15 protein-coding genes are annotated in these 15,026 nt (G+C 32.7%); 11 read left to right on the top strand and 4 right to left on the bottom strand.

Annotation, left to right across the window (positions count from 1 at the left end; all coding sequences use genetic code 11):
• Positions 1–4: 4 nt before the first annotated feature.
• From QM746_RS13605 to QM746_RS13580, 6 genes are all read left to right on the top strand, one after another.
• A complete protein-coding gene (locus QM746_RS13605; RefSeq protein WP_414984726.1) occupies positions 5–832 on the top strand; it encodes a helix-turn-helix domain-containing protein in 828 nt (275 codons plus the stop codon).
• A 156-nt stretch (positions 833–988) separates the two neighbouring features.
• A complete protein-coding gene (locus QM746_RS13600) occupies positions 989–1,813 on the top strand; it encodes an AraC family transcriptional regulator (RefSeq protein WP_414984725.1) in 825 nt (274 codons plus the stop codon).
• Between the two features lie 79 nt (positions 1,814–1,892).
• Complete coding sequence (locus QM746_RS13595; protein WP_414984724.1) at positions 1,893–2,462, top strand: NAD(P)H-dependent oxidoreductase; 570 nt, start codon at positions 1,893–1,895, stop codon at positions 2,460–2,462.
• 335 nt (positions 2,463–2,797) lie between these two features.
• On the top strand, positions 2,798–3,331 hold the full coding sequence (locus tag QM746_RS13590) for a helix-turn-helix domain-containing protein (RefSeq protein WP_414984723.1): 534 nt from the start codon (positions 2,798–2,800) through the stop codon (positions 3,329–3,331).
• A gap of 86 nt (positions 3,332–3,417) precedes the next feature.
• Positions 3,418–4,329, top strand: coding sequence for a hypothetical protein (locus tag QM746_RS13585; RefSeq protein ID WP_414984722.1), 912 nt, complete (start codon positions 3,418–3,420; stop codon positions 4,327–4,329).
• Between the two features lie 148 nt (positions 4,330–4,477).
• Positions 4,478–6,634, top strand: a complete 2,157-nt coding sequence (locus QM746_RS13580; protein WP_414984721.1) for a S41 family peptidase — start codon at positions 4,478–4,480, stop codon at positions 6,632–6,634.
• 174 nt (positions 6,635–6,808) lie between these two features.
• On the opposite strand, the gene QM746_RS13575 is transcribed toward QM746_RS13580, so the two are convergent.
• The 4 genes from QM746_RS13575 to QM746_RS13560 all read right to left on the bottom strand — a co-directional run bounded on the left by QM746_RS13575 (position 6,809) and on the right by QM746_RS13560 (position 9,440).
• Positions 6,809–7,450, bottom strand: a complete 642-nt coding sequence (locus QM746_RS13575) for a class I SAM-dependent methyltransferase (protein ID WP_414984720.1) — start codon at positions 7,448–7,450, stop codon at positions 6,809–6,811.
• 218 nt (positions 7,451–7,668) lie between these two features.
• On the bottom strand, positions 7,669–8,127 hold the full coding sequence (locus QM746_RS13570; protein ID WP_414984719.1) for a MarR family winged helix-turn-helix transcriptional regulator: 459 nt from the start codon (positions 8,125–8,127) through the stop codon (positions 7,669–7,671).
• Positions 8,114–8,494, bottom strand: a complete 381-nt coding sequence (locus tag QM746_RS13565; RefSeq protein ID WP_414984718.1) for a VOC family protein — start codon at positions 8,492–8,494, stop codon at positions 8,114–8,116. The genes QM746_RS13570 and QM746_RS13565 overlap by 14 nt, the downstream gene beginning before the upstream one ends.
• A 94-nt stretch (positions 8,495–8,588) precedes the next feature.
• Positions 8,589–9,440 carry an AraC family transcriptional regulator gene (locus QM746_RS13560; protein WP_414984717.1) on the bottom strand — a complete coding sequence of 284 codons (852 nt, stop codon included), beginning with the start codon at positions 9,438–9,440 and terminating at the stop codon, positions 8,589–8,591.
• Positions 9,441–10,371: 931 nt separating this feature from the next.
• On the opposite strand from QM746_RS13560, the gene QM746_RS13555 reads away from it, so the two are divergent.
• From QM746_RS13555 to QM746_RS13535, 5 genes are all read left to right on the top strand, one after another.
• Positions 10,372–10,629, top strand: a complete 258-nt coding sequence (locus QM746_RS13555) for a helix-turn-helix domain-containing protein (protein WP_414984716.1) — start codon at positions 10,372–10,374, stop codon at positions 10,627–10,629.
• A 385-nt stretch (positions 10,630–11,014) separates the two neighbouring features.
• Complete coding sequence (locus QM746_RS13550; RefSeq protein ID WP_414984715.1) at positions 11,015–11,272, top strand: hypothetical protein; 258 nt, start codon at positions 11,015–11,017, stop codon at positions 11,270–11,272.
• 304 nt (positions 11,273–11,576) lie between these two features.
• The gene (locus tag QM746_RS13545; RefSeq protein ID WP_414984714.1) at positions 11,577–12,173 is read left to right on the top strand and encodes a DUF6088 family protein; all 597 of its coding nucleotides are present in this window, start codon (positions 11,577–11,579) and stop codon (positions 12,171–12,173) included.
• 5 nt (positions 12,174–12,178) lie between these two features.
• Positions 12,179–13,192 carry a nucleotidyl transferase AbiEii/AbiGii toxin family protein gene (locus QM746_RS13540; RefSeq protein ID WP_414984713.1) on the top strand — a complete coding sequence of 338 codons (1,014 nt, stop codon included), beginning with the start codon at positions 12,179–12,181 and terminating at the stop codon, positions 13,190–13,192.
• Between the two features lie 210 nt (positions 13,193–13,402).
• A complete protein-coding gene (locus QM746_RS13535) occupies positions 13,403–14,971 on the top strand; it encodes a type I restriction-modification system subunit M (RefSeq protein ID WP_414984712.1) in 1,569 nt (522 codons plus the stop codon).
• The last annotated feature ends 55 nt before the right edge of the window (positions 14,972–15,026 follow it).

Below are 15,026 nucleotides of genomic sequence, written 5' to 3'. Positions count from 1 at the left end.
GCATATGGAATTTCAATTAAAATACATAACTGACGATATTAAACTTTCTTGTTATGAAGACAAGTTGTTTAAAACGGAAGTTGTGTTTGACCATCATATGCTTGTGTGGTTCATTTCGGGCGAAACAAAAATCATTCAGGCAGACTGCAACTATTTGTTTAAAGCTGGTGATATTTTTCTCATTCCAAGAAATCAGTTAGCGACAATCATCAATTATCCAAAAGACGGACAACCGCACAAGTCAGTTGTAATGCACCTTTCCATTAACAGGTTACGAAAGTTTTACGCAGACTTGAATGTAAAAATAAAAGTTTTAGCAACTCAAAAGATTCGTAGTTTTGAAAAACACCCATTATTGGAAAGTTGCCTTGCTTCGTTGATCCCTTATTTTGACGTGCAGGAAAAATTTCCCGAAAACATTGCTTCATTAAAAATTACGGAAGCAATTAGTGTTTTGCGAACAATCGATAAAGGCATTGACAATATTTTAGCCAACTTTGAAGAACCGCATAAAATTGATTTGGCAGGATTTATGGAAAAGAACTTTATGTTCAATATGCCGTTGGAAAAGTTTGGCTATTTGACAGGACGCAGTTTGACAACTTTCAAACGTGATTTTCAAAGAATTTATGACAAAACTCCACAACGTTGGCTAACACAAAAACGTTTAGAATTGGCACACTACCAACTGGCAGAGAAAAACAAGAAACCTGTTGAAGTATATTTAGAAACAGGTTTTGAAAACTTATCGCATTTTTCATACGCTTTTAAAAAATACTTCGGACTGACACCAACAGAACTTACCGACCGAAAGATAAATACCAGTCGCTAACATTGGTTTTGCAGGAGCGGGGGAAAACGTCTCCGTAAGAAAGTTTTCGTTATATTTGTATGTCCGTTATTCGCAAGAAAGTGAGTGCTGAAAAGCCTCGCCTCGCAAAGTCATTAAACGTTAGTGGCACCCTGTACAAATATCGACAATAAGAAAATGACAGAGCACGAGGATAAATACACGAGTATTAAAATAGCTGTTCCAACAGACTACGAAGATGTTTTTTCTCATTTTTATTATGCTGATAATAAATCATCCGACATCATTTACAAAACATTTTTTCCTTTGTATCAAACTATCTTAATTTTTAATTTCGGAGAAAAAGCCATACTTCATTCTAAAAATAGCACGAAAGTAGTTGTTGATAGATGTTTTGTGTTAGGGCCTATTAAGCAGGCATTTGATTATTCTTTGCCACCTAATTCTCAAATTTTGGTTGCCAATTTTAAAGATGATGCTTTTTACCGTTTCTTCGGTAACGCTTCAATTGCAGAACATTTGCCAATAAATCCTGACGATTTATTAGTTGAGAATTGTTTTACTGCTTTGTGGATAGAACTCAATAAAATAGGGGACAAAAATCATCAGGTAAATTATCTACTTGAGTTTTGCAAACCTTATTTAAGAGACAGTAATATAATTGCAGAAAAGTTGGTAAACTTTGATAATGAAAATTTAAACCCCATTAAATATTTAGCAAGCCAACAAAACCAAAGTGAAAGAAACATCCAACTCAAATATAAGAAACTTTTAGGATACACTTCTAAGGAAATCAATCGTTATCAACGATTTTTGAAAGCCATAGAGCGCATTCAAAACATTGCTTCAACATCTACTAAAATGGACTGGTTTGAAATCATAAACGAATGTAGTTATTACGACCAAAGCCAACTCATTCACGACTTCAAGCATTATCTCAATATTAGTCCAACAAAATATCTAAAATTTCAACAAGATATTTGTATCGCCAAGGCTGAATAAGCCCAATTTCGTTTTCTTACAATTTTAGCAAACCCTGCCATTCTACTTTTGTCCTATCAAATTTAAAAAAAATAGGACAATGAAACATTTAATCATTTATGCTCATCCCAAAGAGGGAAGTTTAAACCATCACTTTTTGGAGACGATTATGGAAATCCTTCAAAGTAAAAATCACGAAATTGTAATAAGAGATTTATATCAAATTGATTTCAATCCGATTCTTTCATTGGAAGATATGAAAGGACAACGAATGGGGATAGTTGCAGACGATGTAAAACAGGAACAAGATTATATTTCGTGGGCAGACCATATCACTTTCATTTATCCTATTTGGTGGACAGGAATGCCTGCCATTATGAAAGGATTTATTGACCGTGTTTTTAGTTATGGTTTTGCTTATCGTTACGACCAAGGCATTCAAAAAGGTTTGCTTACAGGTAAACAAACTACCATCATCAATACACACGGAAAATCGAAAACCGAATATGAAAGTACTGGAATGGATAAGGCACTCTCACTAACATCTGATAAGGGCATTTTTACCTATTGCGGATTAGAAATTAATCAGCATTTCTTTTTTGATAAAGCCGACAAGGCAGATGCAGAAGTAATTGAAGAATGGACAAGACAAATCAAGGAAATATTCTAATAAAATTTTAAAATCAATTAGAAATGGAAGAGACTGTAAAAACAAAATTCGACAAATCGGCTTGACATCCGATACTGTATAAAAAGCTACAAGATAGTGAAGAAAACCCCAAAATAAGCTTGTATGCAATATTTAACTGCGAAGGGTTTATGGCTCGGCAATAACGAACGAAAAAAGGACATCCACATCGGTAGTTGTTTGGCAAAATGCGGGTAGAAGAGCTAATGCTGAACTTGTGTGCTTCTATCAACTTTTGTACATTAGCTGAACGGAAGTGCTTCGATTGTCCCACCATCGCGTTAGCAGAAGTTTTATACAAAATGCCGTTCAAAACAATGAATAATGTAAAATATTGGAGAGAACAAAGAAACCTTACACAAAGTGAACTTGCTGAAAAATCTGGTGTTTCACTTAGAACTATTCAAAGAATTGAAGCAGGGAGTCCGCTAAAAGGTTTTACACTAAATGCGATTTCAAAAACGTTAGAAACCAATCCGGAAAATTTACTTGACAAAGAAACCGAAAATATAGAACGTGCAAAAACCATCAATTTTTCTGCTCTTGCAGCTTTAGTAATTCCGTTTGGTGGAATTATTTTTCCTTGGTTTTTAACTTCGAAAACGAAAGACTCACTCAATAAAAATCTCGGAAAAAAAATAGTTGAGGTACAAATTATTTTGGCATTTTTCCAATCCATTTCTTTAATCATTTGTCCATTTGTTCAGAAAGAATTTCTCATCAGAAAACCAATTTTCATTTATTTATTACTCGCTTTTTTAATGATGAAACTACTAATTGTAGCAATTAATGGAATAAGTTTGAACAAAACTAATAAATTGAGAATAGCACTGAAAAACAGTTTCTTATAACGAACGACACTTAAATGTCGTAAAAATGGCGTATTCTTTTTTCAAATAATTTCTTGATTTTTGCTGAACATTGCACAAAAAAATCAATGAAACTATTTAAGAAAATTTTGCTTGCCTTTCCTGTTTTAATATTGCTTTCTATCGTTTTGGGATATTTCTATTTTGATCGAAAATTTTCACCAGAAAAAAACCATTTACAAGTTAAAAACGAAAGTGGAAAAATCCCAATGAAATGGGAAACCAACACAAAAGATGCGATGCTTTTGCCCGTACATTTTGATGCGGATACCACAACCTATTATGTGCAGTTTGACACAGGTAGTCCAAGTACCATTTTTTACAAAAATTCCATTACAGGAATCAGACAGATTTCTGTACAAAACAATCTTGCAAAAGGCAGTTTCAAAATTGGAAATTGTGAAGTAAAATCCAACCAATTTAAAATTATTGATTTTGGAAAAAAACTTGAAAAGAATAAGCTCAATATTATTGGAACTATCGGAACTGATTTGCTGGAAGACAGAAAAGCATTGATTGATTTTAAAAACAATTATGTGATTTTCAATCTTAATTCAGAACCTAATTATTTAAAAAAAGAAACTTTTGATTTCAAATTCAAGAAAAGAAAAATCATTATTCCGGGAGTTTTAGATGGCAAAGATGAAAAGTTTCTATACGATTCTGGAGCGAGTGCGTTCGAACTTTTGACAACTAAAGAAATCTGGGAAAAGTCAAAATTGAAAAACTCAAAAATAAAAATAGAAAAAGAAAAATCTTGGGACAATATTCTCACCACTTACACCGCAGAAACGGATAAAAATATAGAATTTCAACACACAAAAATTCCACTTCACGAAATAACGTATGTGGATGGATATTCAAAATCTCAATATTATTTGATGAAATATTCCGGAATGTCGGGAATGTTGGGAAACAAGATTTTTTTGCAAAAGCAGGTTTATATTGATGCTAAAAATTTGAAAATGGCTATTCATTAATAGCTTCAGATATTTATTAAAAAAAGTTATAAAACAAATCATATTTAACATTTCTAAACAAATTTTATAAATGTTTTAAGAATTAAAATGAAGATTTTTAATACGAATCTTAATTTCTTTGGACACTGTAAAAAAATAAACTTTTAATATGAAACTAAAAATTATATTTTTCCTTACAATTATAACTCAATTCTTTTTTGCTCAAACCAATACTGAAATTCAGAAACTAAAGGACTTTGCAGCAATATATGGTGTGGTAAGATACTTTCATCCAAGTGATGAAAATGCAAAAATTAATTGGAACCAATTCGCTGCTTACGGAACCGAACAAATTTTAAAAACAAAAAATCAACAAGAGTTTGAGAGAGTTCTTAAAAAATTATTCGTTCCGATCGCGCCAACAATTTCTTTTGAAGGAAAAGAATACCAGTGGAATCAAAACAATTTGGTACCAATTTTTTGGATTCACAAAGGTTTGGGAATTGATGCCAAAAAGAAAAGAAATGCTTTTAAAAGCAGAAGATTCAATCGTGGTGATGCCGAAAAAAAGCAATTCAATTATGTCTTTATCAATCTCAATCCAGAAGGGATGTATTCTAACGTAAAGATTACATATGAAGCCAAAAGCGGTAATGGTGGAGAAAGTTATGTTTATGCAAATTTGTATAACAAGGGAATTGAAAAGGAAAACTTCAAAACACACCAAAGAAATCCCGTAACTTCCGAAGAATGGGAAAAGAAAGAACTTCTTATCGAAAACGATTTGCCTATAGAAAAAATTAATTTTGGACTGTTATGTACACAATCTGATTCTGAATTTAGAGATGTAAAACTTTGGTATCAGAACAAAAATAAAGAATGGCTCCTTTATGAACTTCCAAAATTAACAAATCAAGATTGGAAAACAAATAACCCGAGACTTCTTTTGAAAAGAACCGAAAATGAGATCAAATTTCTGGATGATTCCGAAAACGGAATTAATCCGTATAATGTGACTTGGGATAAGTTTGTAAAACTGAATTTATCAAATAATTTAACGGTAGTTATTCCAACACTTGTATATTCAGATAAAGATAATACACTTCCAAAAACTGGTAAAAAAGATCTAATTGAAATTCAATCCCTATTAAAAAACATTCCTTTTAATAGAGATATTGCTATTGCAAACGTGATGATAAGCTGGAATATTTTCAAACATTTTTCTCCTTATCAAGATGTAATAAAAACCAATTGGAATGCAGTTTTAGAAAAATCATTAAAAGATGCTTTTGATGATAAAAATGAATACGATAATTATTTAACATTAAGCAGATCTACCTCCAATTTTGATGACGGGCATATGGCAGTTTATTACAGGGGATTATCTGAAACAAGAAAATTTGCACCAAAAATTGCAGTTCGATATATCAATAATCAATTAATGGTCAAAAATATAATAGGTAAAATTGAAGGAATTAATAACGGAGATATTATCACAAAAATTGATGATATTGAAACAAAAAAATACATCGATAGTTTGCAACAATACATTTCTGGATCAAAACAATACAAAAATTGGATTTCTGCACAGCTATCAATACGAGGAAGCAAAGACAGCTTTATCAATTTTCAATTGAAAAATGGGAAAAATATTACCCTGAAAAGAGACACAGAATACATTGTCAATTCAGATTTCTACACCAGAGATGATGTTACAAAATCGAAAGAAATAAATGCAGAAACCTATTACGTCAATATGGATAAACTTTCCGCGAAAGAAATGGAGGAAGAAATTCCAAACATCCGAAAACACAAAAATCTAATAATCGATTTGAGAGGTTACCCGAGAACCGACCAAAATCACGTTTTATTAAACTATCTTTTACCAAAAGAAGATACTACAAAATGGCTTTGTGGTAGGGAAATTTATCTTCCAGATTTCAAATATTTTACAGAGGAATGTAACGGACACCGAAATAGGAGTTTTATTTCTGACAATCCACTAAAAACAAATAATGTGCTTTTGGTAGATGAAAGAAGTGTGAGCAATGCAGAAATGTTTTCGCAAGTTATAAAACATTACAAATTGGCAACTATTATTGGGAGAACTACAGCTGGAGCAAATGGAAACCGAAATGATATTGATTTGCTGAATGATTTTCAAATTTCTTTCACTGGACTGAAAGTTATTAATCCAGATGGAAGTCGATTTCACGCCATTGGTGTTTTACCAGATATTATTGTTAATGAAACATCCGAAGATTTAAAAATTGGAAAAGATGTTTATCTAGAAAAAGCAATGGAAGTTTTTGAAGGTGGAAAATAAAAACTTCCGCTTTCTTATTTCTCAGGTATGATTTACTGTAAGAGTTAAGACTTCATTTGATAGTTGAGCAATTTTTGGTGGTTAATTTTCGGTTGTGGTTCCCATTGCGATAGTGTTTGCCATTGTGCGTATATGACTGGTATGGTGATTTTCATTTGTATATTTTATCAAAGGTCAGAATGATTTTTTGCCTACAAACCGTATTACAGAGCCACTTCCGCTATGATACAATCCTTCTTCGATTTGGATTTGTGTATCTTCAAGTATTTCTATTTCATATTGCTGAAAATCTTCAAGTAATTCCTCTTTTGAAAACAACATATCAATATCTTTTGGTCCGCCGATTTTTGGATTTGATTGAACCAATTTGTGATGATTTTTACTGAATGCTTCAAAAATGATAGTTCCGCCCGGCTTCAGCCATTCGCTTAATTTTTTGTGTAGGAGAGATTTTTTATCGGCGGAAAAATGAGCGTAAATCAATGCGATTGCGTCGAAAGATGATTTGGGGAAATCCAGATTTTCGAGGTCTTCTACGATATAATTAATGCTTACTTGTCTTTCTTCAGCCAATTCCAAGGCTTTATTTTTTGCTTCAATGCTCAGATCAAGCGAAGTAACATCCCATCCTAATTCAGCAGCATAGACGCCATTTCTTGCTTCGCCATCGGCAGGCAAAAGAATGGAAGCTGGTTTTAGCTTTTGAATTTGTTCTTTAAAAAAATCATTCGGATTTTTGCCATAGGCATATTCAGGATTTTTATATCGGGTATCCCAAAATTTTTTGTAATCTTCATCAAACGAATTATTATTCATAAGTCCTAATTTATAGTGTTATTACTTTCTTATTTATATTGCAAAATTACAGCAGTAATGAAAGTGCTATGTAGGACAAAAATGAAGTTAAACAGGACTTATTTAAAATTCTTCCTGAATGTTTTCTGGGAATGTTCTTGGTATTTTTAAGAAGCGAATAGCTTTACCGCCAACAGTTCTGGGGCTTTATCCCAAACCATTAACGGTGCTAAGTGCTTTTATTCGTCTTTATTTTGTTCGGTCAAGTCTATCATATTCTGATTAAATGAAGACAATTTGTTACCTAAAACTGAAAAGAAATCTATGTCGGCATTTTCAACCGCTGTCAATGCTTTTTGCAGAACTTCCGCACCTTCATTTGTCATTTTAATTACTTTGGCTCTTGTATCGGTTTGGTGCTCTTGTCTGCTGATAAATTTCTTGTCTTGCAAAGTTCGCAATACTTTTGACACCATCATCCGATCGGAATTACTCTGATTGGCAATGTCGATCTGTGTAACAACCTTATTCGTTTTTGAAAGCCAGCCTAATGCAGCTAACAAAACAAACTGTGTTTGTGTAAGATTTAAAGGATCTAAAACTTTTTTTAGTTTACGTTGCCACAACATAGTTAATTGTCCAAGTAAATAACCGGGACTGTCGTTTGGTCTTTTAAACTTAAATTCAATGTCCTTCATTTTCAGCGTGTGGTTGTAAAAAAGTCAGAGTATAACCGTCCGGGTCTTTTACTATCAGCGTTTTTCCAAATGGTGTGGTGTTAATTGTGCCTAAAATGGCAATTTTTTTAGCGGTCAGGTCTGTCAGCAAATCTTCAATTGTACCGTCAATAGCAAACCAAAGTTGAACACCAATACCCAATTCTTTGTCGTCTATATTGCTAATAGGCGTTCTTATTGCAAAACTTGCTTCGCCTTTGTTGTATTTGAAAACGCAGGCGTAAGGGTTTGACATTTCGGATACTTCAAATCCTAATTTATTGGTGTAGAAGTCTTTTGAAACTTCCAAATCTCTTACTTGTAGAGATGCAAATTCTAATCGTCTCATTGTTTGAAAATTTTGTTGCTGCAAATATAGTATATTCGACAACAATTTGAAAACAATTTTTAATTTTTCTTGTTTTTAGGCTATTGAATAGAATTTATTTAAAGTTTTGCCTGAATATTTCCGGGGAATTCCCCGTATGTTTTTTGAAGAACCGGATAAAGTAAGATACGTCTTCGTGACCCAAATCGTAAGCAATCTGATTGACTTGATTGGATGTGGCAAGGAGCTGTCTTTTGGCTTCGAGAAGGATCTGTTCATTAATGAGCTGGGAACCCGTTTTTCCTACTGTTTCTTTTGTGATGGCATTTAACTGATAAGTTGTAATATGCAGCATATCTGCATATTGTGTGACTTGTTTAATGTTGGTAATATTCTTTCTTAGCAACTCTAAAAGTTCTTCAAGCCGTTCCTGAGTATACGAATTTTGATTTTTTGACAGGCTTTCAGTAGTTTTGCTTTGTCTTACTAGTTCTATGAAGAAAATTTCCAGATTAGCTTTAATTATATCCTTGTATCGATCCTGCTTTTCGGTGTATTCCCGAAAAATGTAATCCAGAATGGAAATTAATTTTTTTGTTCTTTCGGCATTAAGCAGACAATAATTTTTAGTACTTACCTTTCGGAATACCTGAATAGAGGATTGTTCACGAGGTAAATAAAAATCGGCATTAAACTGAAGCAAATAACCAGTGCTTCCGTTTTTCAACGTCAATTGATGTACTTGTCCTGGTTGCATAAAGAAGACTGAATAATCATTAACAGGATAGGAAATAAAATCTATCGTATGCGTTCCTATTCCTTTTTCCAATACCAACATAAAAAAGAAATTGTGCCTATGCAATTCCTGAACCATGTCTTTCCCCGAAAGCAAAGCACCAATGTCCTTAATAGTAAAACTATCTGAAAAATCAGGCTCTTCAATTTGTCTTACAGGGATTTTGTTCATTTTGAAGCAAATATTGATATAGGGTTTTAAAAATTATCAGTTCAAAGATACTGATAAAGTTCAATTTTGAAGCAACCTTTAACCCTATGAACCATTTTTGTTTCTATCTAAATATTATTTTAAAAGATTTGCTACTTTATTTGTCAAAAACCAATGATAGATGACTGGTATCATTCCACCAAGTGCGGCAATTTGTCCAACTGTATTCGGGACGAAAGACATAACCAATGCGTTATATTTCTAAACCTGCGCAAATTAACTACAGCTTAATTCTAAAACCTGCGCAAAAGAGATACAGGATGTATTTCTAAACCTGCTCAAAATAGCTACAACTTAATTCTAGGATCTGCGCAAAACAGATATAGGTTGTATTACTAAACCTGCTCAAAGTAAATACAGCTCATTTCTAAAAACCTGCTCAAAAGAGATGCAGGTTGTATTTATAAACTTGCTCAAAATAGCTACAACTTAATTCTAGGACCTGCGCAAACCAGATATTGGTTGTATTACTAAACCTGCTCAAAAGAGATACAGGTTAAAAACTTTTTTTGTTTCTGGAGCATTTAATTAGAAAATTATTTATAATCAATAAGTTACATTTTTTTTTGAGAACTCTGAAAAGAATGAGCGTTTTGAAGTGCAAGATGTGTCTTTGTATATACAAACTTTTTCAAGTTTTACATCCAAAGACTCTCTTGCTTTTTTTCAAAAAGGGGAAAAAACTGCGGAACTTGTTTTTTTTGCTTTACTTGAAATCAGGTTTAAAATTCCAAAATAATCTAATTAATTCTTTTTTTTATCTCTAAAGATTTCAGAATCATCCATATTCGTATTATTTAGTCTAAGTCCCTTTAATACTATTGTTTTCGTGATTCTTATACCCCAATTTTGCAGAAGAAATTTTAATTGAAAAAACAAAAATGAAATAATTATGATAGTAAACCTAATCACACAAGAAGACCTTAAGGAATTCAAAACTGAGTTGCTGGAAGATATTAAGAATTTATTCAATATAAAGGTTTCTGAGCAGAAATTATGGCTACGTTCATCAGAGGTCAAAGAACTTTTGAAAATCTCTTCTGGAACATTGCAAAACCTTCGTATAAAAGGAACATTATCTTATACCCGTGTCGGCGGAACACTATATTACAATTACAAAGACATTGAAGAAATGTTGAAGAATAAATAATGTTTCAAAAAGCCGAAACCAAATTATGAATTAAATCAAGCACCTCACAGCTTTCTATGAAAAGGTAGCTCAGGATAATACACTTAATCCATCACATATCAGTCTCTATTTAGCATTATTCCAGTTCTGGAACTTCAGCCGTTTCCGAAATCCGGTCAGTATTTCACGTGATGAAGTGATGCGCATTAGCAAAATTCGTTCAAAAGCCACTTATCACAAATGCCTGAAGAATCTACATTCTTCGGGCTATATTGATTATCAGCCATCTTATAATCCGTTTCAGGGAAGTCAAGTGATTATGCTGGATTTTGCTGGGGAGTTGAAGGTTGTTTGTAAGAAAAGAGAGATAAGTATATAATACGGTATTGTTTCAACCTTCCATATTGTGTCAGAGTTTATGCAGTCTTGTTATGAAATTTTAGAAAAATATTCCAATGGGAACCTTAGTCACGATATCAGAACCCCAAAAGCCTATTGTTTTGATGATCTTGGTACAGAAACCACTTCCAAATACTTCGGCAACGACTGCAACGTGATGGCAGAAATCCTTCTTAGAAGATATGACCTTTTTGTAGAAAAAGGAATCGTCACCCCACCTTACAACCAATCTCTCTCCTACCGAAATAGAATCCCAATACTGTAACCGCCTCCGTTCTAGAATGAGAGAAATGTTTAATTTGTTTGGATATGAAGAAAACTCAGAAGATAAACGAAAATGAACGGAGCTTCTTCTGAGTTGCAATGGAGTTTCATTGGCTAATGAAATATCGTTTTTTGTCCCAAAAATTGATAAAATTTGGGACATAATAAACCTGAATACGGTTAATAAGCTAATGAGGTTTATTATTGAATTTTAAGTTTATTAAGAAAATATTATTTTTATCAAATAATAGAATAGTGTCCCAAATTTTTACTAAATTTGGGACAAATTATAAGTGTTTTTAATAATGCAATCTATTCATAGCCAGCTAGAAGATAAGATATTAAGTTTGAAGAAAGGAGCAATAGTTTTTGTTTCAGATTTTGCGGAATTTGGTACTTCCGAAAACGTGAAAAAGGTATTGCTACGTTTAGAAAAAAAACAACTTCTAGTAAGATTAGCACACGGCATATACCTCTATCCCAAAATTGATAAAGAATTAGGAATATTATATCCATCTACAGAAAGTATAGCCGAAGCAATTGCGAAAAGAGATAAAATACGGATTATTCCTACAAGCATTTATGCTTTACAGCAATTGGGAATATCTACTCAAATCCCTATGAATGTAATTTATCTTACAGACGGAGCTCCCCGCAAAATCAAAGTGGGGAAAAGAATAATTACGTTTAAGAAAACAGCTCCTAAGAATTTGGCAATAAAAAATAAAGTTCTGTCCAATATTGTACAGGGTTTGAAGGAATTAGGAAAAGAGAATATTACAGATAAAATCAGACAAAAAATAAACCAGGCGTTGCAGAAAGTTCCGGTGGAAATTTTAAAAGAAGAAATTTTAAATGCCCCGGTTTGGGTGCGAAATGAAGTGTTATCCCTAAATAATTAAAGCAAATGAATGAGTGGTTAAAACTATCGAAAAAGAGGAGGATAGAAATTTTAGAACAGGTTAATAACCGTTTAGGTCTTCCAGTTCAAGCTATAGAAAAAGATTGGTGGGTAACAATGGTGCTTAAAGCGGTTTTCTCATCAAGATTTTCAGAACATTTCGTATTCAAAGGCGGAACATCTTTGAGTAAAGCATATCATTTAATTGACAGGTTTTCCGAAGATATTGATTTAGCGATTGACCGGAAATTCTTAGGATTTGATGGCGATTTATCCGCGACACAAATCAAGAAGCTGAGAAAAGCATCAGGGACATTTATCATAACAGATTTTTTTAATGAATTAAAAATTCAACTAAAAAAACTTGGAATCCTGGATGAGGAATATGAGTTGGTCACAAATAATGAAATTGACGATACCAGTGATCCACACACCATAGAATTACAATATCAATCTATTGTAGAGCAAGGGGATTATTTGCCACAGAGAGTTTTGATAGAAATTGGCTCTCGCTCCTTAATGGAACCTTCAGAATCCAGGTCAATTGAATCTATTATTGGAAGTGTATTCCCTGAACAGAAGTTCGCAATAAAACCATTTGATGTTTCAGTAGTCATTCCAACAAGAACATTTTTGGAAAAAATATTTCTTCTGCACGAAGAGTTTTTGAAGCCAAAAGATAAGATTCGCCATTTGAGAATGACCAGGCATTTATATGATTTGGAAAGATTGATGGATCACTCCTATGGTAAAGAAGCTTTAAAAAACAAGGAATTGTTTGAAACCATTGTAGAGCATCGAAAGAAATATACACCACTAAGAGGAATCTCTTATGATTTACATACACCTGAAACATTGAATATTATTCCGCCGTATGAAGTTATTTCACTTTGGGAGCAAGATTACAAAACAATGCAGGAAAATATGTTTTACGGAGAATCTTTGGATTTTGAAGAGTTAATGAAGAGAATAAAAGAATTGAATAAAAAACTAAAAACTGTGGATTACGGAAACCCGTAATGTAGTATGGCTAATATTAGATAAATTGCAACAGAATTTAAAGGAAGTTAGGTGATTATGCTGGATTTTGCTGGGGAGTTGAAGGTTGTTAAACATCGAAAAAATAAATAATCTTTATTATTTTTCCAAAATTAATTTAATATTTATAGTAATTTATGTAACATACACATTTATTATTTTTTATCTTTGGGAATTAACATTAAGGATAAGATGTCAGAAGAACAGAAACGCCAGCTACAACAGCAACTTTGGAATATTGCGAATACTTTAAGAGGTAAGATGGATGCGGATGAATTTCGTGATTATATTTTAGGATTTATATTTTATAAATATCTTTCAGAGAAAATTCACTTTACAGCAAACAAGATTTTATTAGATTCGGGAGAAGATATTGATTATAATGATGTTGATGAAAATACTGAGGCTGGAAAAGAAATTGTTGAAGCTATTTATGAAGAAGTGGTTGAAGATTTAGGATATTTCTTGAAACCTTCTGAACTTTTTAGTAATATTGCTAAAAAAGGACATCAAAAACAGGAAGGAAAATCGAATTTTATCTTAGCTGAACTTTCCAAAATTCTTACTAATATTGAACAGTCAACATTAGGGACAAACAGTGAGGATGATTTTGAACATCTTTTCGAAGACCTTGATTTAACTTCTTCAAAATTAGGAAAAACAGAAGACGAGAAAAACACATTAATATCCAAAGTTCTGTATCATTTAGATGATATTGATTTCAATTTATCTGATACTAATGCTGATGTTTTGGGAGATGCTTATGAATATCTCATTGCTCAGTTTGCGAGTGGTGCTGGTAAAAAAGCAGGTGAATTCTACACCCCTCAACAAGTTTCTACGATTTTAGCAAGAATTGTGACCAGTAGAAAATTACAATTAAAATCGGTATATGATCCAACCTGCGGAAGTGGTTCTTTACTCTTACGTGTAGCGCGTGAAGCGAAAGTAAGCGATTTCTATGGTCAGGAAATGAACCGTACTACTTACAACTTGGCAAGGATGAATATGATTCTTCATGGTGTCAATTACAGTAATTTTGACATCCGTCAGGAAGATACTCTTGAAAAACCTCAACATCTTGACAAAACGTTCGATGCTATTGTAGCAAATCCGCCTTTTTCTGCAAAATGGAGTGCGAATGAACTGCATCTTTTGGATGAAAGATTTTCACAATATGGAAAATTAGCTCCTTCTTCAAAAGCAGATTTTGCTTTTATCCAGCATATGATTCATCATTTGGATGAAAACGGAACTATGGCTGTCGTAATGCCTCACGGTGTTCTGTTTCGTGGCGCAGCCGAATTGGTTATTAGAAAATATCTGATTAAAGAGAAAAATTATTTAGATGCTGTAATTGGTTTGCCTGCCAATATTTTCTTTGGAACAAGTATTCCTACCTGTATTTTGGTGTTTAAAAAATGTCGTGAAGCAGATGAAGATATTTTGTTTGTCGATGCCAGCAAAGAGTTTGAAAAACAGAAAAACCAAAATGTTTTGCTTAATGCTCATATCAATAAAATTGTTGATACTTACCAAAACCGTACGGTAATTGAAAAGTTCAGTCATAAAGCGACTTTACAGGAAGTAGCAGATAATGATTACAACTTGAATATTCCCCGCTATGTTGACACATTTGAGGAGGAAGAGGAAATTGATATTCAGGCGGTAATGGCAGAAATTAAGGAACTTGAAGCAAAACGTTCTCAACTGGATCTTGAAATTGAAGTTTATTTGAAAGAATTGGGATTAGTAAGCTAATTTTTTGGCTTAGTAGAATCCTCAAGGCTTAGAATTTTAACAAATAAATAATCAA

Origin of the sequence: Cloacibacterium sp. (assembly GCF_047601505.1) — a bacterium.
Taxonomy (GTDB): domain Bacteria; phylum Bacteroidota; class Bacteroidia; order Flavobacteriales; family Weeksellaceae; genus Cloacibacterium.
Note: the sequence above shows the minus strand (reverse complement) of the source record. Positions and strands in the feature narration are given on the sequence as shown.

What these genes read in the sequence shown, in the direction of transcription:
- QM746_RS13605 (WP_414984726.1), top strand. Translation starts at nt 5, where the DNA reads ATGGAATTTCAATTAAAATACATAACTGACGATATTAAACTTTCTTGT.
- QM746_RS13600 (WP_414984725.1), top strand. Translation starts at nt 989, where the DNA reads ATGACAGAGCACGAGGATAAATACACGAGTATTAAAATAGCTGTTCCA.
- QM746_RS13595 (WP_414984724.1), top strand. Translation starts at nt 1,893, where the DNA reads ATGAAACATTTAATCATTTATGCTCATCCCAAAGAGGGAAGTTTAAAC.
- QM746_RS13590 (WP_414984723.1), top strand. Translation starts at nt 2,798, where the DNA reads ATGAATAATGTAAAATATTGGAGAGAACAAAGAAACCTTACACAAAGT.
- QM746_RS13585 (WP_414984722.1), top strand. Translation starts at nt 3,418, where the DNA reads ATGAAACTATTTAAGAAAATTTTGCTTGCCTTTCCTGTTTTAATATTG.
- QM746_RS13580 (WP_414984721.1), top strand. Translation starts at nt 4,478, where the DNA reads ATGAAACTAAAAATTATATTTTTCCTTACAATTATAACTCAATTCTTT.
- QM746_RS13575 (WP_414984720.1), bottom strand. Translation starts at nt 7,450, where the DNA reads ATGAATAATAATTCGTTTGATGAAGATTACAAAAAATTTTGGGATACC.
- QM746_RS13570 (WP_414984719.1), bottom strand. Translation starts at nt 8,127, where the DNA reads ATGAAGGACATTGAATTTAAGTTTAAAAGACCAAACGACAGTCCCGGT.
- QM746_RS13565 (WP_414984718.1), bottom strand. Translation starts at nt 8,494, where the DNA reads ATGAGACGATTAGAATTTGCATCTCTACAAGTAAGAGATTTGGAAGTT.
- QM746_RS13560 (WP_414984717.1), bottom strand. Translation starts at nt 9,440, where the DNA reads ATGAACAAAATCCCTGTAAGACAAATTGAAGAGCCTGATTTTTCAGAT.
- QM746_RS13555 (WP_414984716.1), top strand. Translation starts at nt 10,372, where the DNA reads ATGATAGTAAACCTAATCACACAAGAAGACCTTAAGGAATTCAAAACT.
- QM746_RS13545 (WP_414984714.1), top strand. Translation starts at nt 11,577, where the DNA reads ATGCAATCTATTCATAGCCAGCTAGAAGATAAGATATTAAGTTTGAAG.
- QM746_RS13540 (WP_414984713.1), top strand. Translation starts at nt 12,179, where the DNA reads ATGAATGAGTGGTTAAAACTATCGAAAAAGAGGAGGATAGAAATTTTA.
- QM746_RS13535 (WP_414984712.1), top strand. Translation starts at nt 13,403, where the DNA reads ATGTCAGAAGAACAGAAACGCCAGCTACAACAGCAACTTTGGAATATT.